23 protein-coding genes are annotated in these 25449 nt (G+C 67.0%); 12 read left to right on the top strand and 11 right to left on the bottom strand.

The genetic code is table 11. The features are described 5' to 3' along the window. Positions 1 to 69: 69 nt before the first annotated feature. The 6 genes from Q8S30_RS03775 to Q8S30_RS03800 form a co-directional block, all read right to left on the bottom strand. Entirely contained in the window at positions 70 to 1089 is a 1020-nt protein-coding gene (locus tag Q8S30_RS03775) for an LLM class flavin-dependent oxidoreductase (RefSeq protein WP_305664699.1), read from the bottom strand. 51 nt (positions 1090 to 1140) lie between these two features. Continuing rightward, on the bottom strand, positions 1141 to 1614 hold the full coding sequence (locus Q8S30_RS03780) for a lytic transglycosylase domain-containing protein (RefSeq protein ID WP_305664700.1): 474 nt from the start codon (positions 1612 to 1614) through the stop codon (positions 1141 to 1143). Between the two features lie 127 nt (positions 1615 to 1741). Continuing rightward, complete coding sequence (gene holA / locus Q8S30_RS03785) at positions 1742 to 2764, bottom strand: DNA polymerase III subunit delta (protein ID WP_305664701.1); 1023 nt, start codon at positions 2762 to 2764, stop codon at positions 1742 to 1744. Then, the gene (lptE, locus tag Q8S30_RS03790) at positions 2761 to 3270 is read right to left on the bottom strand and encodes an LPS assembly lipoprotein LptE (RefSeq protein ID WP_305664702.1); all 510 of its coding nucleotides are present in this window, start codon (positions 3268 to 3270) and stop codon (positions 2761 to 2763) included. Before lptE ends, holA begins: the two co-directional genes overlap by 4 nt. Beyond that, positions 3257 to 5806, bottom strand: a complete 2550-nt coding sequence (gene leuS, locus Q8S30_RS03795) for a leucine--tRNA ligase (protein WP_305664703.1) — start codon at positions 5804 to 5806, stop codon at positions 3257 to 3259. Before leuS ends, lptE begins: the two co-directional genes overlap by 14 nt. 93 nt (positions 5807 to 5899) lie before the next feature. Then, on the bottom strand, positions 5900 to 6412 hold the full coding sequence (locus tag Q8S30_RS03800; protein WP_305664704.1) for a DUF3576 domain-containing protein: 513 nt from the start codon (positions 6410 to 6412) through the stop codon (positions 5900 to 5902). 292 nt (positions 6413 to 6704) lie between these two features. Between Q8S30_RS03800 and Q8S30_RS03805 the strand changes: the two genes are divergently transcribed. The 3 genes from Q8S30_RS03805 (at position 6705) to Q8S30_RS03815 (ending at position 10743) form a co-directional block, all read left to right on the top strand. Then, on the top strand, positions 6705 to 7772 hold the full coding sequence (locus Q8S30_RS03805) for a porin (protein WP_305664705.1): 1068 nt from the start codon (positions 6705 to 6707) through the stop codon (positions 7770 to 7772). Between the two features lie 150 nt (positions 7773 to 7922). After that, positions 7923 to 10094 (top strand): tetratricopeptide repeat-containing sulfotransferase family protein, encoded by a 2172-nt coding sequence (locus Q8S30_RS03810; protein WP_305664706.1) that lies wholly within the window; start codon positions 7923 to 7925, stop codon positions 10092 to 10094. Further along, positions 10081 to 10743 (top strand): YggS family pyridoxal phosphate-dependent enzyme, encoded by a 663-nt coding sequence (locus Q8S30_RS03815; protein ID WP_305664707.1) that lies wholly within the window; start codon positions 10081 to 10083, stop codon positions 10741 to 10743. The genes Q8S30_RS03810 and Q8S30_RS03815 overlap by 14 nt, the downstream gene beginning before the upstream one ends. Before the next feature lie 135 nt (positions 10744 to 10878). Here the strand turns inward: Q8S30_RS03815 and Q8S30_RS03820 are convergent, their stop codons facing one another. Together Q8S30_RS03820 and ribA are read right to left on the bottom strand one after the other, a co-directional pair. Beyond that, complete coding sequence (locus Q8S30_RS03820; protein ID WP_305664708.1) at positions 10879 to 11382, bottom strand: L,D-transpeptidase; 504 nt, start codon at positions 11380 to 11382, stop codon at positions 10879 to 10881. Beyond that, complete coding sequence (gene ribA, locus Q8S30_RS03825) at positions 11379 to 12470, bottom strand: GTP cyclohydrolase II (protein WP_305664709.1); 1092 nt, start codon at positions 12468 to 12470, stop codon at positions 11379 to 11381. The genes Q8S30_RS03820 and ribA overlap by 4 nt, the downstream gene beginning before the upstream one ends. 185 nt (positions 12471 to 12655) lie before the next feature. Here ribA and Q8S30_RS03830 point away from each other — a divergent pair, with 185 nt between their 5' ends. Then, positions 12656 to 13342, top strand: a complete 687-nt coding sequence (locus Q8S30_RS03830) for a response regulator transcription factor (RefSeq protein WP_305664710.1) — start codon at positions 12656 to 12658, stop codon at positions 13340 to 13342. A 180-nt stretch (positions 13343 to 13522) separates the two neighbouring features. Here Q8S30_RS03830 and Q8S30_RS03835 read toward each other — a convergent pair whose 3' ends face one another. Continuing rightward, on the bottom strand, positions 13523 to 14077 hold the full coding sequence (locus Q8S30_RS03835) for a hypothetical protein (RefSeq protein ID WP_305664711.1): 555 nt from the start codon (positions 14075 to 14077) through the stop codon (positions 13523 to 13525). A gap of 147 nt (positions 14078 to 14224) precedes the next feature. Between Q8S30_RS03835 and Q8S30_RS03840 the strand changes: the two genes are divergently transcribed. The 4 genes from Q8S30_RS03840 to Q8S30_RS03855 all read left to right on the top strand — a co-directional run bounded on the left by Q8S30_RS03840 (position 14225) and on the right by Q8S30_RS03855 (position 16858). Next, the gene (locus tag Q8S30_RS03840) at positions 14225 to 15013 is read left to right on the top strand and encodes an exodeoxyribonuclease III (protein WP_305664712.1); all 789 of its coding nucleotides are present in this window, start codon (positions 14225 to 14227) and stop codon (positions 15011 to 15013) included. 64 nt (positions 15014 to 15077) lie between these two features. Next, positions 15078 to 15989, top strand: coding sequence for a tetratricopeptide repeat protein (locus Q8S30_RS03845; RefSeq protein WP_305664713.1), 912 nt, complete (start codon positions 15078 to 15080; stop codon positions 15987 to 15989). 42 nt (positions 15990 to 16031) lie between these two features. Beyond that, the gene (locus Q8S30_RS03850) at positions 16032 to 16679 is read left to right on the top strand and encodes an LON peptidase substrate-binding domain-containing protein (protein ID WP_305664714.1); all 648 of its coding nucleotides are present in this window, start codon (positions 16032 to 16034) and stop codon (positions 16677 to 16679) included. Continuing rightward, entirely contained in the window at positions 16676 to 16858 is a 183-nt protein-coding gene (locus tag Q8S30_RS03855) for a Trm112 family protein (protein WP_305664715.1), read from the top strand. The genes Q8S30_RS03850 and Q8S30_RS03855 overlap by 4 nt, the downstream gene beginning before the upstream one ends. On the opposite strand, the gene Q8S30_RS03860 is transcribed toward Q8S30_RS03855, so the two are convergent. Next, on the bottom strand, positions 16855 to 18093 hold the full coding sequence (locus tag Q8S30_RS03860; protein ID WP_305664716.1) for a UbiH/UbiF/VisC/COQ6 family ubiquinone biosynthesis hydroxylase: 1239 nt from the start codon (positions 18091 to 18093) through the stop codon (positions 16855 to 16857). The genes Q8S30_RS03855 and Q8S30_RS03860 overlap by 4 nt on opposite strands. Before the next feature lie 83 nt (positions 18094 to 18176). On the opposite strand from Q8S30_RS03860, the gene Q8S30_RS03865 reads away from it, so the two are divergent. The 4 genes from Q8S30_RS03865 (at position 18177) to Q8S30_RS03880 (ending at position 24663) form a co-directional block, all read left to right on the top strand. Further along, complete coding sequence (locus tag Q8S30_RS03865; RefSeq protein ID WP_305664717.1) at positions 18177 to 19505, top strand: amidase; 1329 nt, start codon at positions 18177 to 18179, stop codon at positions 19503 to 19505. 118 nt (positions 19506 to 19623) lie between these two features. Next, positions 19624 to 20805, top strand: a complete 1182-nt coding sequence (locus Q8S30_RS03870) for an aminotransferase class I/II-fold pyridoxal phosphate-dependent enzyme (protein WP_305664762.1) — start codon at positions 19624 to 19626, stop codon at positions 20803 to 20805. Positions 20806 to 20815: 10 nt separating this feature from the next. Beyond that, the gene (locus tag Q8S30_RS03875) at positions 20816 to 23965 is read left to right on the top strand and encodes a DNA translocase FtsK (protein ID WP_305664718.1); all 3150 of its coding nucleotides are present in this window, start codon (positions 20816 to 20818) and stop codon (positions 23963 to 23965) included. 104 nt (positions 23966 to 24069) lie between these two features. Next, on the top strand, positions 24070 to 24663 hold the full coding sequence (locus Q8S30_RS03880) for an outer membrane lipoprotein carrier protein LolA (protein ID WP_305664719.1): 594 nt from the start codon (positions 24070 to 24072) through the stop codon (positions 24661 to 24663). 5 nt (positions 24664 to 24668) lie between these two features. On the opposite strand, the gene Q8S30_RS03885 is transcribed toward Q8S30_RS03880, so the two are convergent. Further along, positions 24669 to 25244 (bottom strand): lytic transglycosylase, encoded by a 576-nt coding sequence (locus Q8S30_RS03885; protein ID WP_305664720.1) that lies wholly within the window; start codon positions 25242 to 25244, stop codon positions 24669 to 24671. Positions 25245 to 25449 lie beyond the last annotated feature (205 nt).

The following is a 25449-nucleotide window of genomic DNA, read 5'->3' on the forward strand; positions in this document are numbered from 1 at the left end:
GGGCCAAGGCGGCTGCAGAAATCATGCGCATGACATATGCATGGTTTCTGCATGGGTTCTGTATGCCCCTCAGGCGGCCAGTTTCCCCAGATCGCCCATCGCCCCCGCCGCGATCTCGAACGACCGCTTTCGCTTGCCGTGGTCATGGATCTGGCTTGTCAGGATCACCTCATCCGGCCGGTGCCGCGCGATCAGCGCCGCCAGTTGCGCCCGCACTGCCTCTGGCCCGCCTACCGCGGTGATTGACAGCGCCTCCTGCACCGCCGCCACGATATGCCTTGGCAATATGGCCCCCACATCCTCCACCGGCCGCGGCAAGGGCCCCGGTTTTCCGGTGCGCAGATTGGCAAAGGCCTGCAGCATGGACGAGCGAAGGTAGGCACCCTCCGCATCATCCGTCCCGGCGAAAACATTGATTGCCATCATGAAATGCGGCTTGGACAGATGCTCTGACGGCTTGAACGTGCGCCGATACACATCCGCCGCCTGCTCCAGCGCGGCGGGCGCGAAATGGCTGGCAAAGGCATAGGGCAGCCCCAGATAGGCCGCCAGCTGCGCGCCATAGAGCGACGAGCCAAGGATCCAGACCGGCACCCTGGTGCCCATGCCCGGCACCGCGACGATCGGCGCGCGCGGCTTGGCCCCGGCCATATAGCCAATCAATTCAACGACATCGGCAGGGAACTGGTCCTCCTGCGACATCCCCCGGCGCAGCGCCTGCATCGTCGCGCCATCGGTCCCCGGCGCCCGCCCCAGCCCCAGATCGATCCGCCCCGGATAAAGCTCCGCCAGCGTCCCGAACGCCTCGGCCACCTGCAGTGGCGCGTGGTTCGGCAGCATGATCCCGCCCGAGCCGACGCGAATTTCCTGTGTCGCGCCAGCCACATGGCCGATCAGAACCGCCGTCGCCGCGCTGGCAATGCCGGTCATGTTGTGGTGCTCTGCCAGCCAGAAACGCTTGTACCCAAGCGCCTCGGCATGGATCGCAAGGTCGCGCACATTGGCCAGCGCCTCTGCCACCGTCGCGCCCTCGGGCACGGGCGCAAGGTCAAGCATCGAATAGGGAATCTCGGAGTTCGACTGGGTCATGGGGGGATCCTTTCCCCCTTCATGTAGGGTGCCGCGCCGCGGAAAAAACCCTCAGCCGCGCAGCCCGGTCGCCTCCAGCATCCCGCGCCGCTTGGCCTCATAGTAATAGCCGCGGGAATACCAGCCCACAGCCGCATCATGGCTGCCATCCGACACCATCCAGGCCCCGCGCAGGTATTTCACCGCGTATTTCAGGTTGGTCTCGGGGTTCAGGAGGTCGGTGGGAGCGCCGCGAAAGCCCATGGTCGAGGCGGTCTGCGGCAGTATCTGCATCAGGCCATAGTAAGGCCCGTTGCGGGCCGCGGGATTGTAGCTGCTCTCGCGCTGCACAACGCGGTGAACCAGCGCCGGGGGCACGTCATATTCGCGGGCATAGCGGTCCACCAGTGCCAGCAGCTCGGGCGAGGCGGCGGCATAGGTCGGCGTCGCGTAACGCGTAACTTCTTCTTCCTTGCTGCCGCAGCCGGCCAGCGCGATGACCAGCGCCGACACCCCGGCAAGCGCCACACGGTTAAGTCCTGACATGTCCCCGTTCCCCTGTCCCGTCAGGCCTTTGCGGCCCGTTCGCGCGGAAAGATAGCAGAGCAGGGGGCTGCGCGAAAAGCGGCAGGTTCCCGCCAATAGGTCGCATCGGCGGCCCGTCGCCTATGGTTCAGCGCCGGTTCATCATCGCCAGCCGGATCAGCGCCCGTTCCATCACCGCCATCGCCGGGGCGCGGCTGGTGGACCGCAGCGTCAGGTCGGTCTCGATGATGGTGGACAGCGCCTGTTCCAGCCGCTCCATCCCCCAGTTCTGCGCCTGCCGCAGCATCCTGTCGCGCCGCGGGCCGAAGATCGGCGGGCGCATCCGGGCAATGCCGGCGGCCGGCCCACCCGGATCGGCGCTGGCGGCGTGGAGCGCCCGGAAATGGCGCAGCGTGGCAATGCACAGCGTCACCGGGTTCACCCCCTGCCCCTCCAGCCGCCGCATCATCGGGCCAAGCTCTCCGGTCCGGCTTTCCGCGACGATGGACAGCAGGTCATCGACCTCGGCCTCGATGGTCGCAGGCGCGCAGGCATCCACATCGGCGGGGGTGAGGGGGGTGGTGTCGCCGTACTTGTAGAGGGCGATCTTCTCCACCGTCTGGCGGAAATCGCCGGGGTCGAGATCCTTGGCCAGCGCCAGAAGGTCGGTCATCGCCTCGCGGTCGATCTCTCCAAGCCCCGACTTGCGCAGGGTTTCCTCGATCTCCTCGCGGCTTGGCGGATCGTCATAGATGCCGATGGCATAGGCATTTGCGTGATCTTCGAAGATCTTGCGCAGCGCCGACTTGGCCGTCAGGTTGCCCGCCGTCACCACGATGGCCGCATCGCCGGGGCGCCAGTCGGCCATGGTCGCCTGCACCACCGGCGCGAGGCCGTCGCTGGCATCCTCCAGAAAGGCCACCCGCGGGCCGGGGAAGAAGCCCTGCGCCTTCACCGCATCTTGCAGCGCGGCCGGGTCGCGGCGCAGATCGCCCGCCGGGATCCGCGCCAGCCGCATCTCGGCCTCGCCTTCCGGCCCGATCAGCGCGGCGATAACCTCTTGCCGGCGCAGCGCCACGCGCATCCCGTCGGCGCCGAAGATCAGCAGCCCCGCCCGCGACGCATCCGGCCGCGCGAAATACCGCACCGCCGCCGTGCCGGTCAGCTTCACGGCACGTTCCAGCCTGCGGAAGAGGCGATCAGCTCGTTCACGATCTGGTCGGCCAGCAGCCGCATCAACCGCTCATAGGCGTCCTCCTCGGCGGCATCCGTCGCCACGGTAGAGCCGGAGGCGGAATAGGACACGAAGGTGGTGACATCGCCCTGCGCCAGCGGCGTGCCGGTTTCGGCATCGGCAAGCAGGTAGGTCGCCATGCCGTCAATATTGTAGCGGGTGGTATCGTTGTCGGGCGTGATCCCCAGCCCCTTGCTGCGCGTGGTGATGCCATAGCTCAGGCGGAAGGCCACGTTCTGCGGGCGGCCCAGCCGTTCTTCCAGCCGCTCCACCAGATCGAAGGCGTTCTTGTCGGTCGGGTCTTCGATCCGCACCCGGTTCAGCAGCTCGCGCGCGGGCCCGCCGGTGCCATAGACCGGCGCAAAGCCGCAGGCGACCAGCAGGGCCGGGGCCAGCAGCGCCAGAACGGCCCGGCGGCCAAATGACAGGTCAGATGACGACATTGACGATGCGCCCCGGAACGACGATCAGCTTCTTCACCGGCTGCCCGGCCAGGAACCTGACGACATCATCCACCTCCAGCACCAGCTTTTCAACCTCTGACGCGGGCATGTCGCGCGGCACGGTGATTTCCGCCCGCCGCTTGCCGTTGATCTGGATCGGCAGCGTCACCGAGTCGTCAACCAGCAGCGCCGGGTCCGCCTCGGGCCAGCGCGCCTGCGCCACCAGCCCCTCGCCGCCCAGCATCGACCAGACCTCTTCGGCCAGGTGCGGCACCATCGGCGACAGCAGCTGCGCCATCACCCCCATCGCCTCGCGCTTGACCGCGCTGCCCGCCTGCGATTTCGACAAGGTGTTGGCAAAGGCATAGAGCTTGGCGACCGAGGTGTTGAAGGCAAAGCCCTCGATCCCCGCCGTCACATCGGCAATCGCCCGGTGGGTGGCGCGGATCAGCGCGGCATCTTCGGCGGCATTCTCGGGCGCGGTCGATACCGCGATCTCATCCGCCAGCCGCCAGACCCGGCCGAGGAAACGGAATGCCGCATCAGCGCCGGAGGCCGTCCATTCCACATCCCGTTCCGGCGGGCTGTCCGACATCACGAACCAGCGCGCGGTATCGGCGCCAAAGGCGCTGATGATGTTCACCGGGTCGACGACGTTCTTCTTGGACTTCGACATCTTGGCCGAGGGGATGATCTCCACTGCCTCGCCCGTCGCCTTGACGGTCCCGCCCTCGACATCCTCGGGCAGGTGATAGACCGGCCGCCCCGCTGCGTCGCGGGTCTGATAAATCTCATGCGTGACCATCCCCTGCGTGAACAGCGCATTGAACGGCTCGATGGCCTTGGCGGGCAGGTGGCCGGTCGCGTGCATCGCCCGCGCGAAGAAGCGGGAGTACAAAAGGTGCAGGATCGCGTGCTCGATGCCGCCGATATACTGGTCGACGTTCATCCAGTAGTCGGCATCCTCGGCAACGGTCGGCGTGTTCGCCCGTGGTGCGGTGAAGCGGGCGTAGTACCAGCTGGAATCCACGAAGGTATCCATCGTGTCGGTCTCGCGCCGGGCCGCGCCGCCGCAGGTGGGGCAGGTGGCCTTGGTCCAGGTCGGGTGCCGGTCCAGCGGGTTGCCGGGTTTGTCGAAGCTGACATCCTCGGGCAGCGTGATCGGCAGGTTCTCTTTCTTCTCGGGCACCACGCCGCAGGTGGCGCAATGCACCACGGGGATCGGGCAGCCCCAGTAGCGCTGCCGCGACAGGCCCCAGTCGCGCAGGCGGTAGTTGGTCACGCCGCGGCCAACGCCATTCGCCTCGCAGAAGTCGATGGCAGCGGCCACCGCCGCCTCGCCGGTCTGCAGGGCCTCGCCGGCAAAGCCGCGGATGTATTCCACCTTCTCGGATTTCAGCGGCACGAAGGCCTCGGCCAGCGGAGCCTCCTCCGCGCCCTCGGGCAGGAAGACGGGCGGGATCGGCAGGCCGTACTTGGTCGCAAACTCGAAATCGCGCGCATCATGCGCCGGGCAGCCGAAGATCGCGCCGGTGCCATACTCCATCAGCACGAAGTTGGCGATATAGACCGGCAGCTCCCATGAGGTATCGAACGGGTGCCGCACCTTGATGCCGGTATCCATCCCGCGCTTTTCGGCCTTCTCCAGCGCCTCTTCCGAGGTGCCGATGCGCCGGCATTCCGCGACGAACTCCGCCACCGCCGGATCGTGCCGCTCCAGATGCTTGGCCAGCGGGTGATCGGGGCTGATCGCGGCAAAGCTCGCGCCCATCAGCGTGTCGGGCCGGGTGGTGTAGACCTCCAGCCGGTCAAAGCCCTCGGGTGCCTCTGCCGTGGAAAACGCAAACTGCAGCCCGCGCGACTTGCCGATCCAGTTGGCCTGCATTAGCCGCACCTTCTCGGGCCAGTTCTCCAGCCCGTCCAGCGCCTCCAGCAGATCGCCCGCGAAATCCGAGATGCGGAAGAACCACTGCGTCAGCTCCTTGCGCTCGACCAGCGCGCCAGACCGCCAGCCGCGCCCGTCGATCACCTGCTCATTCGCCAGAACAGTCATGTCGACCGGGTCCCAGTTCACCTGCGCCGACTTGCGGTAGACCAGCCCCTTGTCCAGCATGTCGATGAACATCGCCTGCTGCTGGCCGTAATATTCCGGGTCGCAGGTCGCGAACTCGCGGCTCCAGTCGATGGACAGCCCCAGCGGCTTCATCTGCGCGCGCATGTCGGCGATGTTGCCATAGGTCCAGTCGCGCGGATGGCCGCCACGCTCGATGGCGGCATTCTCGGCCGGCATCCCGAACGCGTCCCACCCCATCGGGTGCAGCACCGAGAACCCGCAGCTGGCCTTGTAGCGCGCGATCACGTCGCCCATCGTGTAGTTGCGCACATGGCCCATATGGATGCGCCCCGAAGGGTAGGGGAACATCTCGAGCACGTAATACTTCGGCTTCGCCGGATCGCGCCGCGCGGTGAACACCCCGGCCTCGTCCCAGGCGCCCTGCCATTTCGGTTCGGTGACGGCGGGATCATAGCGCGACATAATAGGGTAGTCCTTCCATGCGAACGCCGGGCGAAGCGGCCCGGCGTTTATACTCTGTCGTGCAGGGGATTCCAGATGCTCTGGAAACCGGCGTCAAAGCTTGCTGTCGCGGATCCGCAGCTGCCGGGCGCGGGTCAGGATCGCATCCTCGACCGCGCGGACGGTATCGGCCGCAACCGGCCCGCCCGAGGTTTCCATCGCCAGCTTCAGGCTGCGCGCGTCCAGTGCCGGGTCCTGCACATAGACAGTGGCGCGATAGGCGCGCCCGCCGCCCGGAGGCGTACCATAGCCGGTGACGATCACGCCCGAGAACGGATCGACCGACTGGATCGGCAGGAAGTTCAGCACCTCAAGGCTCGCCTGCCACAGATACTTGTTAACCTCGACGGTCACGTTCGGGTCGGCATTGTCGTTGAACAGGTCGAACAGGGACGAACGGTTGCTGCGGATCTCGTCCTCGGTGTCATAGTCCACCAGGGCGTCGAGCTCGGCGCGCTGCTGCGCGTTCGTCTCGGGCGTGCCAAACATGCTGCCCGATCCGCAAGCGGACAACGTGGCAAGAAGGGCGGTGATCAGGCCGGCGCGCAGAAAGCGTTGGACGAGCATATTAAGGAGAGCCCCCGTTCATCTTTCCCGTTGTCTAGCCGATGCCCCCGAAGGCGACAAGGTTTTTCCCCCGCGCCGGATGTCGCTGCCTCGTGGGCGCTACCGGCACTACTTTGGCGCAGGCTGCCGGGCCGGTCTGTGGTCACTGTGGCAAGACTGCACCACGCCCCCCGCCTTTCCGTTACATACGCCCGTTTCCGTTGCAATGTGGCAGGTGAAGGGCGAAACAAGGGCATACCCAACTCGGATTCCCCTGAGATGGGCACACCTTTTGAGACAACGAGGGAAAACGATGAAAAATCTTCTTCTTGCTTCGACCGCTCTGATCGGCTTCGCTGGCTTTGCCGCCGCTGAAGTGGTCGTCGAAGGCTCCGCGGAAATGGGCGTCACCGGTGGTGACGACAAAGAAACCCAGTTCCACAACAGCTACAACATCAACTTCGTGATGTCCGGCGAAACCGACACCGGCCTGTCGTTCGGCGCCACCTACCGCCTGGACGCCGACGGTTCGTCGGAAGAAAACCAGAACCCGGTTGGCGACAACGGCACCGTGTTCATCTCGGGCGCTTTCGGCAAGCTGACCCTCGGTGATACCGATGGCGCGCTCGACTGGGCGATGACCGAGACCGCCATGGGCACCTCGATCACCGACGAGGGCACCACCCACGTTGGCTACTACGGCAACGCCCACGGCGACGGCCGCAATGACGACCAAGTGCTGCGCTACGAATACGCCTTCGGCGACTTCGGCGTTGCTCTGTCGGTTGAGCAGGACGACGGCAACTTCATCGCTGCCTCGGGCCTCGACAACAACGGCACCCCGCTGAACAACACTGATGACTTTGCAGTCGCTGGTGACTCCTCGGGCGACGGCGATCCGATCATCGGCCTGGGCGCAAAATACGCCACCGAAATGTCGGGCGTTGCTCTGGGCTTCGGCCTTGGCTACCAAACCGGTCAGATCCGCTTCTCTGACGGCACCCAGACCACCGGCGTGGCTGGCGCTGTCGGCGCTGGCGTCGGCTACCAAGACTTCGACGCTTACGGTGTGAGCGCCAAGGCTGCGATGGACGCTGGCTTCAGCATCGTGCTGAACTACTCGGTCATGGACTTCGACGTCTCCGACGACTGGGATCACTTCGGTATCGGCCTGGGCTACGAAATGGGCGCGCTGCTGCTGCACGCGAACTACGGCAAGTTCGACTTCGACGGCGCCACCGAAGACCAAGACAGCTTCGGCCTGATCGCCAACTACGATCTGGGCGGCGGCGCGATCCTGGCTGCTGGCTACGCTTCGGACGTTTCGACCGACGACGGCGACCAGGACCAGTTCTCGCTGGGCATGTCGCTCTCGTTCTGATCCCACGGATCAAGACGGACATTGGAAGAGCGGGCCTTGTGCCCGCTCTTTCTTTTTGCGCGCTGGCGTCCCCCGGCCGCTCCCTCGACAGCGCCCGCCCCCGCCGTTATGGTCCGCCCCGAACCAAGGGCAGATGGATAGCGGCAGGTCATGGCGACACTCAGCGAAGCGCGACTGAAGCAGCTTTACGATCAGGCGATGAAGCTGCAGGCCGCCAAACGGCATGAAGAGGCGCTGGCCTGCTACGAGCAGATGATCGCCGCCAACCCCCGCATCGCCGAGGTGCATTTTCAGGTGGCGCGGATCTTCACCGAGGCCGGAAAACCCGCCCGCGCGCTGCCCCACCTTCAGGCTGCCGCCGCGCTGCGCCCCGCCGAGCCGGCGATCTGGCGGCTTTGGGCCGCCGCCGTGGCCCTGACCGCCGAACCGGAGGTGGAGGCAAGTTTCCTCGCCGCCCTCAAGGCATCGACCCTGCCGCCGGCCTTGAAGCTGCGCCTGCAGGACCGCTTCACCCCCGGCCATGCCTATCTCCCCGTCCTCCCCCCCGCGCTCCGGGCCGAGGTGCGCAAGGTGGTGCCGCTGATGAAGGCGGGGCGCTTTACCGAGGCGGAATTGCTGGCCTCCTCGCTGCTCTCGCGCCATCCCCGCTGCGCCGCCGCCGCCAACCTTCTGGCCACTGCGCAAGCCAGGCAGGGCAAGATCGACGCCGCCGTCGCCAATTACAACAAGGCCGCCGCGCTTGACCCCGAGGATGGTGAGCCGCTGAACAACCTCGGCCAGGTGCTGATGGAGGCCGGCCGCTTGCCTGAAGCCACCGAAGCTTTCCGCGGCGCCACCATCGCCGCGCCCTGCATGGTCCCGGCGCTGGCAAATCTGGCGATGGCGATGCAGCGCAGCGGCAAGATCGCGGCGGCACTGCCCTTCGCGCTGCGCGCCGCGCGGCTGGAACCGAAAGACCCGGTGCCGCTGATCACGCTTGCCAACCTGCACACCCTGCTGCGCGACCCCGAGGCCGCCGCGGCGGTGCTGCGCCGGGCGCTGGTGCTGGCGCCCGCGCGGGCCGATGCGCAGGCGCTGATGGGGCAGGCCCTGTCGCGGCTTGGCGATGACGAAGCGGCGATGCAACATTACGACCGTGCGCTGGACCTGCAGCCCGACCTGCCGCTGGCGATCAGTGGCAAGGCCTCGCTGCTACAGACTCTCGGCCGGTTCGACGAGGCGGAGGGCTGGTTCCGGCGCGCCTTCGCGCTCGACCCCGCGAATGGCGAGCATTACAGCACCTTCCTCGTGTCGCATAAGGTCAAGCCCGGCGACCCGATCCTGGATGAGATGATCGCCCGGTTCGAGGATCCGAAGACCACAGATGCCAATCGCATCAGCTTTGGCTTCGGCATCGCCAAGGCGCTGGAAGACCTGAAAGACTATGACCGGGTGTTCCCCTATCTGCGCGCCGCGAATGACCTGACCCGCAAGGCGCATCCCTATGACATCGAACTGCGCCGTAAGCGCGTTTCCGCGCTGCTGCAGAGCCTGGAAAGCCGCGACTGGCCGGGCGCGCCGGTGCCGGGAGCCAGTGACTTCGCCCCGATCTTCGTGACCGGGATGCCGCGGTCGGGCACCACGCTGGTCGAGCAGATCATCGCCAGCCACTCCACCGTCACCGGCGCGGGCGAGGTCAACATCCTCGCCGATCTGGCCGCGAAGCTGCTGTTCCCGGGCCGCGAGGCGCTTGCCATGGCGGACCTGCCGCCCGAGGCCATCGCCGGTCTGGGCGAGGATTACCTCGCTGCCCTGCGCCAGCGCCATCCCGAGGCTGCGCGGATCACCGACAAGTCGATCCAGAGCTACATGTATATCGGCCTGATCAAGCTGGCGATGCCGAACGCCCGCATCGTCGTGGTCCGCCGCGACCCGCGCGACAACCTGCTGTCGATCTACAAGAACAAGTTCACCGACGGCACCCACCTCTACTCCAACAACCTGCGCGACCTTGGCGAGTATTACCGCAGCTTCCACGAGGTCATCGAGTTCTGGCGGGCCCGCACCCCGGACTGGTTCCATGAGGTGCAGTACGAAGAGCTGGTCGCGAACCCCGAGGCCGAGACGCGCAAGCTGATCGCCGCCTGCGGGCTGGACTGGGAAGAGGCCTGCCTGAACTCGCACCAGAACACCCGCAAGGTCGACACGCTGTCGGTCTTCCAGGTGCGCCAGCCGATCAGCAAGAGCTCGCTGAACGCCTGGCAGCGCTATGAGTCGCATCTGGGCGAGATGTTCGAGGCCTTGGGCGACCTGCTGCCGGAGGATACACATGCCACTGTCTGACATCCGCGCCCGCATCGCCGCGGCCGAGCTGGCGGCGGGCCGCGCCCCCGGCTCCGTGCAGCTGATCGCGGTATCGAAGCTGCAGCCAGCAGACCGGGTGCGCGCCGTGCTGGACGAGGGCCAGCGCCTGTTCGGCGAGAATTACGTGCAGGAGGCCGCGCATAAATGGCCCGCTTGGCGCGAGGCCTATCCGGGGACCGAGGTTCACATGATCGGCCCGCTGCAGACCAACAAGGCCAAGCAGGCGGTGGAGCTGTTCGAGTGCATCCACACGCTCGACCGCCCCAGCCTCGCTGAACGGCTGGCCCGGATGGCGCAGTCCCGCGGCGTCAGCCCCGCGATGTTCGTGCAGGTGAATACCGGCGCGGAGCCGCAGAAGGCTGGCATCGTGCCGGACATGGCCGATGATTTCATCGCCGCCTGCAAGATGATGGACCTGCCGCTGGCCGGCGTGATGTGCATCCCCCCCGATGACGAAGACCCCGCCCCGCATTTCGCGCTGCTACGCGAGATCGGCGCGCGGAACGGGCTTGCCGGCCTGTCGATGGGGATGAGCAGCGATTTCGAGATCGCGGTGGCGCATGGGGCGACGCATATCCGCGTCGGCAGCGCCATCTTTGGGAATCGTGCGCCGCGTCCGGCGGCGTAGCGGGGGTTTCACATCCCGCACCCCCGTGGGATATTTGAACAAGGCAAAGGCGAAACAGGCGCCTCGTGCTTTGCCTTTTCCAAATATCCCCCGGGGGGGGCGCAGGCCGTTGGGGCAGCGCTCCCCTTCAACGCTTCAGCCCGGCACCACCAGTCGCGTTTCATGCCGGACGCGGTTCGCGATCCAGATCAGGTGATGGCGGCGGAAGGCTACGCAGCCCGCCGTCGGTGCGCCGGGGCGGCGCCAGCTGTGCAGGAAGATCGCCGAGCCGCGGCCCGGCTGCGCCTCGGGCCAGTTCCAGTCGGTGATCAGCACCAGATCATACATCGGGTCGGCGCGCCGGAGCACCTCATGGCTGGCGGTGAAGGGGGCGGCGACCATCTGGTTGTAGTCCTCATGGTCGCTGTCATCGCACCACAGATCGAATGGCCGGATCGGCACCGCCCATTTCGGCAGTTCGGTGCTGGCAATCCGGTCGGGCCGGTAGAGCATCCCCACGATGCGGTGGATGCCGGCGGGGGTGGCCCCATCGCCCTCGCGCTTGTGGGAGGTGATGCCACCACGGCCGATGGTGGCGGGGAAGGTCCGGTTCAGGAAGCGCACGCCCATCGGCGTGACGACAAGGTCGGTGGGTTTCAAAGCAGATGTCCTGATTTGGCGGCCTTGGTGGCCAGATAGGCGGCGTTGTGGCGGGTCTGGCCGACGCGCAGCGGCACCCGCTCGGTAACGGCGATCCCGTTCGCCTCCAGCATCCTGCATTTGGCGGGGTTGTTGGTCAGCAGCCGCACCGCACCAAAGCCCATCTGCCGCAGGATGCCGGCGCCAATACGGAAATCGCGCTCGTCATCCTCGAATCCCAGCCGGTGATTTGCCTCGACCGTGTCGAAGCCCTGATCCTGCAGGCGATAGGCGCGCATCTTGTTGGCAAGGCCAATCCCGCGCCCCTCCTGGTTGAGGTAGAGCAGCACGCCCGCGCCCTCGGCCCCCATCTGCTCCAGCGCGGCGTGCAGCTGCGGGCCGCAATCGCATTTCAGGCTGCCAAGCACATCGCCGGTGAAGCAGGCCGAGTGCAGCCGCGCCAGAACCGGCGTATCGCGGGGGGGCTGGCCGATCTCGATGGCATAATGCTCCTCGCTGCCATCGCCGGGGCGGAAGATGTGCAGGCGGCCCTTTTCCGCGGCCGCCATCGGCAGGCGGGCGCTGACCACCGGCGCGAGCGGCGCCGCAAGCTCCAGCGCCGGGCCGGCCTGGCCCATGTCTATCAGCGTCAGCCCCTCGGCCGCGGCAAGCGCGGGCCCGTCCGCCACCGGCAGCACCAGCGCCGCGGGCAGCAGATGCGCCGATTTCGCCAGCCGGATCGCGGCGCGGTGCAGGCTCGCGGAGCCATCACGCAGGCTGTGGAACGGCCCCTTCATCGGCGCATCCAGATCGCGCGCCGGGTCTGCCACCGCCCGCAGCCAGGTCATCGGCGCATCGGCAGGCACCGCGATGCGGGCCAGATCGCCGTCATAGGCCCGCGCCTTGAGCGTGGCAGCGCGCCTGTCGGTGATCGCCAGCGCCAGATCGCCGCCCATCGCGCGCATCCCCGCCAGCCGGGCCGCGTCCACCGCTTCCGCCGCCACCACCAGTGCGCAGCCGTCCGCACTCATCAGCACCACCGGCACGCCCATGCGCAGATCGGCGCGGGCGCGGTTCAGGCGTTCGAGGATCGTGGGGCCAAGCGGCATGGAAACTCCGGGGCATGTGCCGGTTCTAGATAGACCCGGCCGACATGAATTGAAACATATCCCGCCCCAGCGACACGTCCGCGTGAGGGTTTTGACGCATAGCTTGCCGCAGCCCTGCACTGCGCGCATGTCTGACTACAGCAAAACGAGCCCGTCTGATCACAGACAAACAAGGAGGCGAGAGCATGGCCAACCTGAAGAAGATCCTGCTGGTGGACGATGAGGAAGACCTGCGCGAAGCGCTGGCCGAACAACTGGTCGCCACCGAAGATTTCGACGTGTTCGAGGCCGGCACCGGCCATGACGCGGTCGAAAAGGTGAAATCCGCGATCTACGACCTGGTGATCCTCGATGTCGGCCTGCCCGATACCGATGGGCGCGAGCTGTGCAAGCGGCTGCGCAAACAGGGCGTGAAATGCCCGGTGATCATGTTGACCGGCCACGATACCGATGCCGACACCATCCTTGGCCTCGATGCCGGCGCGAATGACTACATCACCAAGCCGTTCAAGTTCCCGGTGCTGCTGGCCCGCATCCGCGCGCAGCTGCGCCAGCATGAACAGTCCGAAGACGCGGTGTTCCAGCTGGGGCCCTATACCTTCAAGCCGTCGATGAAGATGCTGATCGATCCCAAGGAGCGCAAGATCCGGCTGACCGAGAAGGAAACCAACATCCTCAAGTTCCTCTACCGCGCGCCCGATGGCGTGGTACCGCGCGATGTGCTGCTGCATGAGGTGTGGGGATACAATGCCGGGGTGACCACCCACACGCTGGAAACCCACATCTACCGCCTGCGCCAGAAGATCGAGCCCGACCCCTCGAACGCGCGGCTGCTGGTGACGGAAGCTGGCGGATATCGGCTGGTGGCCTGAGCGGCCAGCGGAAACCGGGGCCGCCGTGGGAACCGGAAACGGCTTTCGCGGTTGGACCCGGACCGTGCCGCAATATGGCGCGGCGCGTGAAATTCGAAGCCCTCCCGCGCCGGGGTCATGGCGCGGCTTCCCTCCCTGTCGGACTTGCCCGGGCATTTGCCCGGGCATTTTTTTTGCCCGTTACTGGACGGGGGCGGAGCTGGCCGATGGGAAGCTGACGCCCTTCAGGAACGGATAGGCAATCGACACCAGCTCTTGCTGCTGTGCGCCTTCGATCCGCATCATGTACCACTGGCCGGCCTCGTTCAGCACCAGTAGCGGCTGGCGGTTCAGCACCTTGCCGCCCGCCGTTTCCACGGTGAACTGCGTCGGCACCACCGTCCAAGTCACGCGGCTGCCGTCGGCCAGCACCGAATCCGTGGCATCGACGGCAGAATAATCGGCCGCGAAGTCATCGAATTTGGCGGCGTCCAGCAGCGCCTCGGTCTGCTCGATCAGCACGCCGTCGAGCTTGCCGGCCTCGATCCCGGCAGAGCCGGCAAAGATATTCTTGATCCGCGGCGGCAGCGCGGCCACCACCCGGGCAGCCTCGCCCCGGCCGATGGACCGCAGGTAGACATCGACAGAGGTCTGCATCTTGCGGGCCTCGGACCCCTCCATCGGGCGAGCGAAGCTCGGGGCGGCGACAGCCAGCGAGAGCATCAGGCCGAGGGCGAGCGGGGCAAGTTTGCGCATGGGTCAGTTCCTTCTTCTGTTGCGGAAAGGTGTCGCATGCCCGAAGGGTCAGGCCAAGTCACATTGGGGTAAGCACTCTGTAACCCCAAGCCGTTGCCGCCCCCGCCTGCTCTGGCTATGGTCGCGCGCAGCCTGCAGGAGACAGCCATGCCCTTCACCATCGCCACCTGGAACATCAACTCCGTCCGCCTGCGCGAAGGGCTGGTCTCGCGCCTGTTGACCGACGAGGCGCCAGACGTCCTGTGCCTGCAAGAATGCAAGGCCCCGGTCGACAAGATGCCGCTGGAGACGTTCGCGGCGCTTGGCTACACGCATTGCGTGGCGCGGGGGCAAAAGGGTTATAACGGCGTTGCCATTCTGTCGAAACTTCCCATGACGGATGCCGGCGACCGCGATTTCGCCACGCTCGGCCATGCCCGCCACGTCGCCGCAAAGCTGGAAAATGGCGTCACCATCCACAATTTCTACGTCCCCGCAGGCGGCGACATCCCCGACCGCGAGCAGAACCCGAAATTCGGGCAGAAGCTGGATTTCCTGACCGACATGCAGCACTGGTTCGCTGCCGACCGCCCGCACAAGGCCATTCTGGTCGGCGACCTGAACATCGCCCCGCGGGAAGATGACGTCTGGAGCCACAAGCAGCTGCTGAAGATCGTCAGCCACACGCCCATCGAGGTGGAGCAGCTGGCCCGCACTCAGGAAGCCGGCGGCTTTGTCGACATCACCCGGCAGGATATCCCCTCGGGCCTGCTGTACAGCTGGTGGAGCTACCGCGCCGCCGACTGGGATGCCGCCGACAAGGGCCGCCGGCTGGACCATGTCTGGGCCACGCCCGACATTGCCAGCGCCGCGCATTCCAGCCGCGTGCTACGGGATGCGCGCGGATGGACGCAGCCATCCGACCATGCGCCGGTCTTTGCGACATTCGACCTGTGACTGACCCCTTGGCGCCGCCAAACGCAGCGCGCATATAAGGGCAAACCATCCGAAGGGGGCTGCAATGCTTGGCTTGACAGGGTCTGCCGGAACCGCACCGGCAAAGAATGAATGGGTCCGCGACGTGTCGGAACGCGACTTCATGGCCGAGGTCGTGGAGCGCAGCCGCGAGGTGCCGGTGATCGTCGATTTCTGGGCGCCGTGGTGCGGCCCCTGCAAGACACTTGGCCCGGCGCTGGAGGCTGCGGTGGCCGCGGCCAAGGGCAAGGTCGTCATGGCCAAGGTCAACGTGGACGAAAACCAGATGATTGCCTCGCAGCTGCGGGTGCAGTCGATCCCCACGGTCTATGCCTTCTGGCAGGGCCAGCCGGTCGATGCCTTCCAGGGCGCGCTGGCGGGGTCCGAGATCAAGGCCTTTGTCGACAAGCTGTCTGCGCTGGCCGGGGATGGCGGCTTGGCCGAGGCCATCGAGGCGGCCGAGATGATGCTGACCGAGGGTGCGGCGGTGGACGCCGCCGAAACCTTCGCCGCGATCCTTGGCGAAGAGCCCGAGAATGCCGATGCCTATGGCGGCCTCGTCCGCTCGCACATCGCGCTTGGCAACCTGGATCAGGCCGAGGGCTTCCTGACCGCCGCCCCCGCCAAGATCGCCGCCGCCGCCCCGGTGGAAGCTGCCCGCGCCCAACTCGCGCTGGCGCGGCAGGCCGAGAATGCCGGCCCGGTGACCGATCTGCTGGCCCGGACGGAAGCCGACCCCAGCGACCATCAGGCCCGCTACGATCTGGCGCTGGCGCTGCATGCCGCGGGCCGGGTCGAGGAGGCGGTGGAGCAACTCCTCGACCTCTTCCGCCGTGACCGCGAGTGGAACGAGGGCGCCGCCAAGGTGCAGCTGCTGACGATCTTCGACGCGCTGAAGCCGACCGATCCCATCGTGCTCAAGGGCCGCCGCAAGCTCAGCTCGATGATCTTCCTTTAGCCCCGGGTTTGCCGGGCACCGCGACCGGACTAGATGCAGGGCATGATGACATTCGCAGAGCTGCCCGACACGATCCCGCTGTTTCCGCTGCCCGGGGCGCTGCTGCTGCCCCGGGCGCGGCTGCCGCTGCACATCTTCGAACCGCGCTACCTGCAGATGCTGGAAGACGCGCTGAAAACCCGGCAACGGATGATCGGCATGATCCAGCCGCGCGGGATGCCGGCGAGTGGGGGTGAAAAACGGCTCAGCGCCATTGGCTGCGCGGGCCGGGTTACCGCTTTCTCGGAAACCGAGGACGGGCGCTACATGATCACCCTCACCGGCATCTCGCGCTTCCGCCTGCGGCGCGAGGTTCCGGGCTTCTCGCCCTATATCCGCGCCGAGGTGACGTGGGACGGGTTCGAGCGGGATCTTGGCCGCACCGAACAGGATGACGGTTTCCGGCGCGAGCAGTTTCTGGACCTTCTGGGCCGCTATTTCGCCAGCGAGCAGCTTGCCACCGACTGGGGCACGCTGAAGGATGCCGAGGATGAACTGCTGCTGAACTCGCTGTCGATGCTGCTGCCCTTCGAGCCGGAGGAGAAGCAGGCGCTGCTGGAGGCGCCGACCCTGTCGAACCGGCGCGAGACGCTGGTGACGCTGATCGAGTTCGCCCTGCGCAGCGGCGGCGAGGAGGAGATCTTGCAATGACCGACGACACCCGTTCCGACCGCCGGATGCTCGAGGCGCTCGTCTGCCCCCAGACCCACGCGCCCTTGGCCTATGACTCCGAGGCGATGGAGCTGATTTCACGCGCGGCGCATCTGGCCTTCCCGATCCGCAACGGCATCCCGATCCTGCTGATCGACGAGGCGCGGCAGATCGACTAAAGGGGCCGCCCTGCAAGCAGGCGAGGCAGCTTGCCGAAGGGACCCGCCGACAGGCCAGCCGCCTGCCGCATGAACCCGCGCCGCAGCGCCGGGATCGCCTGCACCACGCCCATGCCAAGGTCGCGGCCCGCACGCAGCAGCGGGTTGTCGTTGGAAAACAGCCGGTTGACGCTGTCCATCCCAAGCGCGAGCGTGGTGGAATCGAACCGCCGCCACTGCTGATACCGCTCCAGCACATCCGCAGCCCCGATATCCTCGCCGCGCCGTTTCGCCTCGGCCAGCACCTCCGCCAGCGCTGCCGCGTCGCGCAGCCCAAGGTTCAGGCCTTGCCCCGCAATAGGGTGGACGCCATGGGCGGCGTCGCCGATCAGGGCGATGCGGGGGGCGGTGTAAGAGTTGGCGAGGGTCAAGTTCAGAGGATACATGAAGCGCGGCCCGCAAAGGCTTATTGCGCCTAGGAAATCCCCGAACCGGGGGCGCAGCACCTCAAGGAACGCCGCATCGTCCAGCGCGGCGATGGTTTTCGCGGCCTCGTCGCTCTCGCTCCACACGATCGAGCTGCGATTCCCGGTCAGCGGCAGGATCGCCAGCGGGCCGGAGCGCATGAAGAACTGCTGCGCGACGCCGCCATGCGGGCGTTCGTGGGCTATCGCGGCGACCAGCGCCGTCTGGCCATAGCCCCAGCCGCTGCGGGTGATCCCGGCGCGTTCGGCGACGCCCGACCGGCGGCCATCGGCGCCGATCAGCAGGCGGGCGGTTAGGGTCTGGCCGTCTGACAGGGTCACGGCAATGCCCGCCGCCTGCGGCTCCTGCGCGACCACGCTGGTGGCGGGAATGTGGGTGATCTGCGGGTTCGCCTGCATCGCGGTAAGGAAGGCGGCGTAGAGGTGGCGATCCTCCAGCATGTAGCCTACGGGGCCTTCCTCCAGCTCTGCCGACTGGAAATCGAGGAAGAAGGGCGAGGGGCCTTCACCGGCGCGCCCGTCGCTGGCCTTCACGGCCGTCATTGGCTGCACCTTGTCGGCAAGCCCGGACCAGAGGCCGACCGCCTCCAGCAGACGTTTGGACGCTACGGCCAGCGCATAGGCGCGGCCATCGAACGCGGCATCGGCGCGGGCGCGCGCGGGCTGCGCGTCGACCACGGTCACGGTCAGCCCCGCCCCGGCGAGGGCGAGGGCAAGCGCGGGGCCGTTCAGGCCGCCGCCGGCGATGAGCACGTCTGTATCGGTTTTCATGCTGCAAATATGGTGCGGCGCGCGGGATTGTCCATGCGCCGTTCGGCCGCTAGCCTGCGTGCAAAGCAGATGAGGGGCGCGACATGCAGGACTGGCTGACCAAACCCGCGGCAGAGCAGGGCCGCGCCATCGGCCGCGGCGATCTGGACCCGCTGGCGCTGACGCAAGGCTATCTGGCCGCCGCCAAGGCGCATCCCGATACGGCGCGAATCTATGCCCGCCTGACCGAGGAACGGGCGCTGGCCGAGGCCGGGGCGGCATCGCAGCGCGCCAAGGCCGGTCTGCGGCGCGGGGTGCTGGACGGGGTGCCGATCAGCTGGAAAGATCTGTTCGATACGGCGGGGGTGGCGACCGAGGCAGGCTCGCGCCTGCTGGAGGGCCGGGTGCCGACCGCGGATGCCGAGGTGGTGGCGACGGCGACGGCGGGCGGGCTGGTCTGCCTTGGCAAGACCCATATGACCGAGTTGGCGTTCTCGGGCCTCGGGCTCAACCCGATGACCGCGACGCCGCCCAATGTGAACGATCCGGCGCTGGCGCCGGGCGGCTCCTCCTCGGGCTCGGCGGTGTCGGTGGGGCTGGGTCTGGCGGCCGCTTCCATCGGCTCTGATACCGGCGGGTCGGTGCGCATCCCTTCGGCCTGGAACGGGCTGGTGGGGCTGAAAACCACGCATGGCCGGCTGTCCTTGCAAGGCGTGGTGCCGCTGGCGCTGCGCTTTGATACCATTGGCCCGCTGGCCCGCACGGTCGAGGATTGCGCGCTGCTGCTGGCGGCGCTGGAGGGCGGGCGCGCGGCCGACCTGACCGGCGCGCAGATCAAGGGCGCCCGGCTGCTGGTGCTGGAGGGGCTGCCCTTCGAGGGCGCGCGCGATGTGCCGGTGGCGGCGTTCGAGGCCGCGGTGGCGCGACTGGCCGAGGCGGGCGCGCAGATCGACCGGCGCGAGCTGCGCATCACCGATTTTGCGATGGCGCTGTCGCCGACGCTGTTCGCGCCCGAGGCTTATGGAATTTGGGCCGACGTGATCGAGGCGGCGCCGGACAAGATGTACCCATTGATCCTCGAACGCTTCCGCAGCGGGCAGGCGGTGTCAGCCCCTGAATATGTGGCGGGATGGCAGCGGCTGGCAATGCTGCGCCGCGAATGGGCGGCCGAGGTCGCGGGATATGACGCGGTGCTGGTGCCGACCGCGCCGATCCTGCCGCCCGATGCGGCGCGGCTGCTGTCCGACCCGGCCTATTTCGCCACCGAGAACCTGCTGGCGCTGCGCAACACCCGCATCGGCAACCTTTTTGGCCTGTGCGTGCTGACGCTGCCGACCAGCGTGCCCGGAACCGGGATCTCGCTGATGGTTGCGGCCGGGCAGGAAGAGCGGTTGTTGCGCCTTGGCCACGCGGCAGAGGCGGCCTTGGGCTGAAATACCACAAAAGCGCCCTGCAACCGCCGGGAAGGCATCGCTTTTTGTGGACCCCTCGGCGGCGATTGGCTACACTTTGACCATACGGGGCGACATGACCCCGACGAGAGAGGCAGCCATGGCATTTCCCGAGCGGTTCTCGAACCTGCCGGAATACGCATTTCCGCGTCTGCGGTCCTTGCTGGATCATCACCCCGCGGGCGGTGAGCCCATCGCCATGACCATTGGCGAGCCGCAGCACCCCTTCCCGGACTGGGTGGGCGAGGTGCTGGCGGCGAATCTGGCGGGCTTTGCGAAATATCCGCCGAACGAGGGCACTCCCGGTTTGCGCGCCGCGATTGCCGGCTGGATCGGGCGCCGCTATGGCGTGGCCGTCGATCCGATGACGCAGGTCTGCAACGTGAATGGCACCCGCGAGGCGCTGTTCAACGCCTGCCTCGCCGTCAGCCCCGAGCGCAAGAACGGCCAGCGGCCGGCGGTGCTGATGCCCAACCCGTTCTATCAGGTCTATGCCGTGGCCGCGGTCGCCGCCGAGGCGGACCCGATCTTCGTGCCGGCGACCGCCGAGACCGGCTTTCTGCCGGATTACGAGGGCCTGCCCGCTGATGTACTGAACCGGGTGACGGTGGCTTACCTCTGCTCGCCCGCCAATCCGCAGGGCGTTGTGGCGCCGCGGGACTATCTGGCGCGGCTGCTGGCGCTGGCCGAGAAGCATGATTTCATTGTCTTCGCCGACGAATGCTATTCCGAGATCTGGCAGGGCGAGGCCCCTCCCGGCGCGCTGGAGGTGGCGGCAAGCACGGGGGCGGACCCGGAGCGGGTGATGGCCTTCAACTCGCTGTCCAAACGGTCGAACCTGCCTGGCGCGCGGTCTGGCTTCGTGGCCGGTGGCCCGAAGTCGATGGCCCGGGTGATGCAACTGCGCAGCTATCAGGGGGCGCCGGTGCCGCTGCCGCTGCAAGCGGTCAGCGAGCGGGCGTGGAATGACGAGGCGCATGTGGTGGCGAACCGGGCGCTCTATGCCGAAAAATACGCGGCAGCCGACTCGGTCTTTGCCGGGATGCAGGGTTACAAGACGCCCGAGGGCGGCTTCTTCCTGTGGCTTCCGGTCGAGGATGGCGAGGCGGCGGCGCTGAAATTGTGGACCGAGACCGGCGTGCGCGTGCTGCCCGGCGCCTATCTGGCGCGCGAGGCGAACGGGCACAATCCGGGCAAGGGTTATGTGCGCGTGGCGATGGTGGCCCCAAAAGAAGAAATGCAGCGCGGGCTGATCCAGCTTCGTGACTGCCTGTACGGGTGAGGTAGGGAAGATGGCGTCTTATCAGGCAAGGCAGCGCGATCCGCTTCTGGACCAGAACATGCAGGCGGCGCTGGAACGGCGCGGCAAGGAGTTGCTGGGCGCGGCGCTGGTGGTGCTGGGAGTGCTGACGGCGATGATGCTGGCCAGCTACTCGCCCGACGATCCGAGCTTCCTCGCCGCCACGGACGAGCCGGCAATGAACCTTCTGGGCCGGTTCGGGGCTGCCATTGCCTCGCCGCTTTACGTGATTGCCGGGCACGGGGCGTGGGGGATTGCCATTGCCTTCATGGCCTGGGGCCTGCGCTTCATCATGCATCGCGGGGAGGAGCGTGCCTTGGGGCGGGTGATCTTCGTGCCAATCGGCGTGGCGCTGATGTCGGTCTATGCCTCGACCCTGATGCCGGGGCCGCTGTGGACGCACAGCTTTGGTCTGGGCGGGCTGTTCGGCGATACCATTCTGGGCGCGCTGATCGGGGTGGCGCCGGTGAAGGCGACCTTCGGGCTGAAGCTGATCTCGCTGCTGGTCGGGGCCGGGGTGCTGGTCGTTGGCGGTTTCGTCACCGGATTCGACCGGACCGAGACCAAGGCGATCCTGCGCTTCCTGCTGATCGGGTCGGTGCTGGTCTATACGCGCATCCTGATGCTGGCCGGGCGCGGGGCCGAGGCGTCGGTGCGCGCCGCGCAAGTGGCGGCTGACAAGGCGCGGGAACGGCGGGCTTTGGCGCGGGATCGCGCCGCTGAGGCAACTGCCTGGGCCGAGGCAGAGCGGGCCGTGCCAGCGCCGCAGGCCGCGCGCCGGGTGATGCGCGCCGATCCGCGTTATGTCGAGGTGCCGGAGGAAGATCACGATCTGATTGAGGACGAGCCGGCCGCCTGGACTCCCGCGCCGCAGAAGCAAAGCCTTCTGGCCCGGATGCCGGCGATGATCCGCCGCGCGGTGGAGCCGGATCCCGAGCCCGAACTGGTGGAACCGCGGGTGGCCCGCGGCGCGTGGAATGCCGAGGCGCCGACCGAAGACCGGATCCGCGCGCGGATTGCCGATGCGGTGAAGACAAGGCAGATCGTGGCCGAGCAGCGCTATCCCGCGCCGCAGCCACAGCCTGTGCAGCAGGCACAGCCGCGCCGGGCCGAGCCGCCGGTGACCACCGCCGCAATGGCCGCCGCCCGCCAGGCCGCTGCCGCCGCCGGCCCGCTGTTTGCCGCGAGCCGCGCCAAGATGCCCGAGCCGGTTGAGGCGCCGACCCTGAAGGCCGAGCCGCGCTTCATGCCGCAGGTGCGGGTGCAGGCACAGCCCTCGGCCCCCGCCCTGCGCCCGGTTGAACCGCCGCTGACCGCGCGCCCTGCTGCACGCGCCGCCGCCCCGGCCCCGGCGCTGCACGACTCGGTGCCCGCCGAGATGTACGATTCGCACCTGGATGAGCTGGACCGGATAGCCCCCGCGCTGGCCCATGACCGCTTTGAGGACGAGGATTTCGACCGCAACGCCTTTGCAGAGATCTATGACGACGAAGCGGATACCGCCTGGACCCCGCCGCCCGCCGCCGAGCCGCGCAAGGTGGTGCTGCACCACCTGCCCAAGAAATCCGTTGCCCCCTCGCGGCAGGCGCAGGCCGAGGCGCAGCCGCGTCTGAGGTTCGAAGAGCCCGCCCCCGTGGCCTATGAGCCGCCGCCGCTGTCGCTGCTGACCAACCCGGCCTCGATCCAGCGGCACTCGCTGGCCGATGAGGCGCTGGAAGAGAACGCGCGGATGCTGGAAAACGTGCTCGACGACTATGGCGTGAAGGGCGAGATTGTCAGCGTCCGCCCCGGTCCCGTTGTCACCATGTATGAACTTGAACCCGCGCCGGGCCTGAAGGCCAGCCGCGTGATCGGCCTTGCCGATGACATCGCCCGCAGCATGTCCGCCCTGTCGGCCCGCGTGTCGACCGTGCCCGGGCGCACCGTGATCGGGATCGAACTGCCCAACAGCTTCCGCGAGAAGGTGGTGCTGCGGGAAATCCTGTCGGCGCGCGACTTTGGCGATTCGAACATGCGGCTGCCGCTGGCGCTCGGCAAGGACATCTCGGGCGAGCCCATCGTGGCGAACCTTGCCAAGATGCCCCACCTGCTGATCGCCGGGACCACCGGGTCGGGCAAGTCGGTCGCCATCAACACCATGATCCTGTCGCTGCTGTACAAGCTGTCGCCGGAAGAGTGTCGGCTGATCATGATCGACCCCAAGATGCTGGAACTGTCGGTCTATGACGGCATTCCGCATCTGCTGTCCCCCGTCGTCACCGACCCCAAGAAGGCGGTCGTCGCCCTGAAATGGGTCGTGGGCGAGATGGAAGAGCGCTATCGCAAGATGTCGAAGATGGGCGTGCGCAACATCGAGGGCTATAACGGCCGCGTCCGCGAGGCGCTGGACCGGGGCGAGATGTTCAAGCGCACCGTGCAGACAGGGTTCGACGAGGAAACCGGCGATCCGATCTTTGAGACTGACGAGTTCCAGCCGAAGACCATTCCCTATATCGTGGTGGTCGTGGACGAGATGGCCGACCTGATGATGGTCGCCGGCAAGGAAATCGAGGCCTGCATCCAGCGCCTTGCACAGATGGCGCGGGCATCGGGCATCCACCTGATCATGGCGACGCAGCGGCCTTCGGTCGACGTGATCACCGGCACGATCAAGGCGAACTTCCCGACGCGGATCAGCTTCCAGGTCACCTCCAAGATCGACAGCCGCACCATTCTGGGCGAGCAGGGGGCCGAGCAGCTGCTGGGGATGGGCGACATGCTCTACATGGCCGGCGGCAGCCGCATCACCCGGATCCATGGGCCCTTCGTGTCGGACGAAGAGGTCGAGGAGATCGTGACGCACCTGAAATCCTACGGCCCGCCGGAATACATGTCGGGCGTGGTCGAGGGGCCGGATGAGGACAAGGAGGCGGATATCGACGCCGTGCTTGGCCTTGGCGGCGGCGAGGGTGAAGATGCGCTCTACGATCAGGCGGTGGCGGTGGTGCTGAAGGATCGCAAGGTCTCTACCTCCTACATCCAGCGCAAGCTGGGCATCGGCTACAACAAGGCCGCGCGCCTTGTGGAGCAGATGGAAGAGGAACAGCTGGTCAGCCCGGCGAACCATGTCGGCAAGCGCGAGATTCTGGTTCCGGAACAGTGATCGGGCAATGATCTCGGGCCAGTGATTGCCCCCTCCCCTGCCGATGGCTGTGATGTGATCGGCGGGGGGATGCAAGCGGCGGGGTAAGCGGCTAGATTGGCGGTATGAAAACGCTCCGCATCCTCCTTGCCCCCGCCCTCTGGCTCGCGCTGGCCCTGCCCTCGATGGCGGCTCCGGTGTCGCTGGCCGAGATTTCCAACTACCTCAACCGCATCACCAGCGCGTCGACGGAGTTCACCCAGCAGAACGCCGACGGCTCCAGTTCTGCTGGGCGCCTGCTGATCCACCGGCCCGGGCGGATGCGCTTCGAATATGCTGGCGATGATACGCTGGTGCTGGCCAGCGGCGGGCAGGTGGCGATCTTCGACGCGAAGTCGAACCAGCCGCCCGAGCAGTATCCGCTGAGCCGCACGCCGCTGAACCTGATTCTGGCGCGGAACGTGGACCTGACCCGCGCGAAGATGGTGGTGGGGCATGGCGAGACCCAAGGGATGACCACGGTTACTGCGCAGGACCCGGAACACCCCGAAGTGGGCACGATCACGCTCTACTTCTCACCCGCTCCGCTACAGCTCAAGCAATGGGTGGTGACGGATGAAACCGGCGGGCAGACGCTGGTGCGGCTTGGCGCGCTTCAGCCGGGCGAGTTCCCGCCCTCGACCTTCTCGATCGACAGCGAGATGCGGCGGCGCGACTGACCGTCTTAGCGGCAGTTGCGCAGTTGGGTGTCGTAGGTCACAGCACGTTGCCCGACCTCGGCCGCGACGTTCAGCAGCCAGCCCTTCTGCCGGTGGCTGCCGCTGGCATAGCCGGACCGCCCCTCATGATAGGCCAGGTACTGGTTCTGCGCGTCCCATTTGGGAATGCCGAGCCCCTCGGACGATTTATGCATGTACCAGCCCATGAAATCGGTGGCGTCCGAGATCTTGTTGCGCTGCGCCCGCCGGTTGCCGGTATCGCTTTGATACTCTTCCCAGGTGCCGTCGATGGCCTGACTGTAGCCATAGGCCGAGGATTGCCGTCCCATCGGGATCACGCCCAGGGCATAGCGGAACGGGGTTCGCGCATCGCCGATGAACTTTGATTCCTGATAAATCGTCGCCATCTGCACGGCGACCGGCACGCCCCAGCGACGTTCGGTTTGCTGCATGGCGCGCAGATATTCGGGCCGTTGGCTGACGATGGCACAGGCATCATCCATATTGCGCGGGGCGGAGTAGTTGCCCCCGCCGCACGACGCCACCAACACGAAGACCGACACGCGAAGAAGTCTGCTCATTTGCCCCTCGCATTCTTGTTTTGCGGTGATTTTACGGCAAATCGCGGCACAGGGAAATCACAAAGCTGCGGAGGCCTGCCTGCGCGAAACTCCGCCGCACCCCGGCCGGCACGGCGACAGACTGTTTCCCCGTGGACGCGGCGGAATCCGGTCGGGGGAGTGGACATTGCCCGGCCGGGCGGAGTATGGGGAGCATCGGGGGCTT

It is taken from the genome of Frigidibacter sp., from assembly GCF_030695035.1.
Lineage (GTDB): Bacteria > Pseudomonadota > Alphaproteobacteria > Rhodobacterales > Rhodobacteraceae > Frigidibacter.

Bases quoted from the DNA above. Each gene is read 5' to 3' on its own strand.
- Q8S30_RS03775 (WP_305664699.1), bottom strand. From the start codon at position 1,089: ATGACCCAGTCGAACTCCGAGATTCCCTATTCGATGCTTGACCTTGCG.
- Q8S30_RS03780 (WP_305664700.1), bottom strand. From the start codon at position 1,614: ATGTCAGGACTTAACCGTGTGGCGCTTGCCGGGGTGTCGGCGCTGGTC.
- lptE (WP_305664702.1), bottom strand. From the start codon at position 3,270: ATGTCGTCATCTGACCTGTCATTTGGCCGCCGGGCCGTTCTGGCGCTG.
- leuS (WP_305664703.1), bottom strand. From the start codon at position 5,806: ATGTCGCGCTATGATCCCGCCGTCACCGAACCGAAATGGCAGGGCGCC.
- Q8S30_RS03800 (WP_305664704.1), bottom strand. From the start codon at position 6,412: ATGCTCGTCCAACGCTTTCTGCGCGCCGGCCTGATCACCGCCCTTCTT.
- Q8S30_RS03805 (WP_305664705.1), top strand. From the start codon at position 6,705: ATGAAAAATCTTCTTCTTGCTTCGACCGCTCTGATCGGCTTCGCTGGC.
- Q8S30_RS03810 (WP_305664706.1), top strand. From the start codon at position 7,923: ATGGCGACACTCAGCGAAGCGCGACTGAAGCAGCTTTACGATCAGGCG.
- Q8S30_RS03815 (WP_305664707.1), top strand. From the start codon at position 10,081: ATGCCACTGTCTGACATCCGCGCCCGCATCGCCGCGGCCGAGCTGGCG.
- ribA (WP_305664709.1), bottom strand. From the start codon at position 12,470: ATGCCGCTTGGCCCCACGATCCTCGAACGCCTGAACCGCGCCCGCGCC.
- Q8S30_RS03830 (WP_305664710.1), top strand. From the start codon at position 12,656: ATGGCCAACCTGAAGAAGATCCTGCTGGTGGACGATGAGGAAGACCTG.
- Q8S30_RS03835 (WP_305664711.1), bottom strand. From the start codon at position 14,077: ATGCGCAAACTTGCCCCGCTCGCCCTCGGCCTGATGCTCTCGCTGGCT.
- Q8S30_RS03840 (WP_305664712.1), top strand. From the start codon at position 14,225: ATGCCCTTCACCATCGCCACCTGGAACATCAACTCCGTCCGCCTGCGC.
- Q8S30_RS03845 (WP_305664713.1), top strand. From the start codon at position 15,078: ATGCTTGGCTTGACAGGGTCTGCCGGAACCGCACCGGCAAAGAATGAA.
- Q8S30_RS03850 (WP_305664714.1), top strand. From the start codon at position 16,032: ATGATGACATTCGCAGAGCTGCCCGACACGATCCCGCTGTTTCCGCTG.
- Q8S30_RS03855 (WP_305664715.1), top strand. From the start codon at position 16,676: ATGACCGACGACACCCGTTCCGACCGCCGGATGCTCGAGGCGCTCGTC.
- Q8S30_RS03860 (WP_305664716.1), bottom strand. From the start codon at position 18,093: ATGAAAACCGATACAGACGTGCTCATCGCCGGCGGCGGCCTGAACGGC.
- Q8S30_RS03865 (WP_305664717.1), top strand. From the start codon at position 18,177: ATGCAGGACTGGCTGACCAAACCCGCGGCAGAGCAGGGCCGCGCCATC.
- Q8S30_RS03870 (WP_305664762.1), top strand. From the start codon at position 19,624: ATGGCATTTCCCGAGCGGTTCTCGAACCTGCCGGAATACGCATTTCCG.
- Q8S30_RS03875 (WP_305664718.1), top strand. From the start codon at position 20,816: ATGGCGTCTTATCAGGCAAGGCAGCGCGATCCGCTTCTGGACCAGAAC.
- Q8S30_RS03880 (WP_305664719.1), top strand. From the start codon at position 24,070: ATGAAAACGCTCCGCATCCTCCTTGCCCCCGCCCTCTGGCTCGCGCTG.
- Q8S30_RS03885 (WP_305664720.1), bottom strand. From the start codon at position 25,244: ATGAGCAGACTTCTTCGCGTGTCGGTCTTCGTGTTGGTGGCGTCGTGC.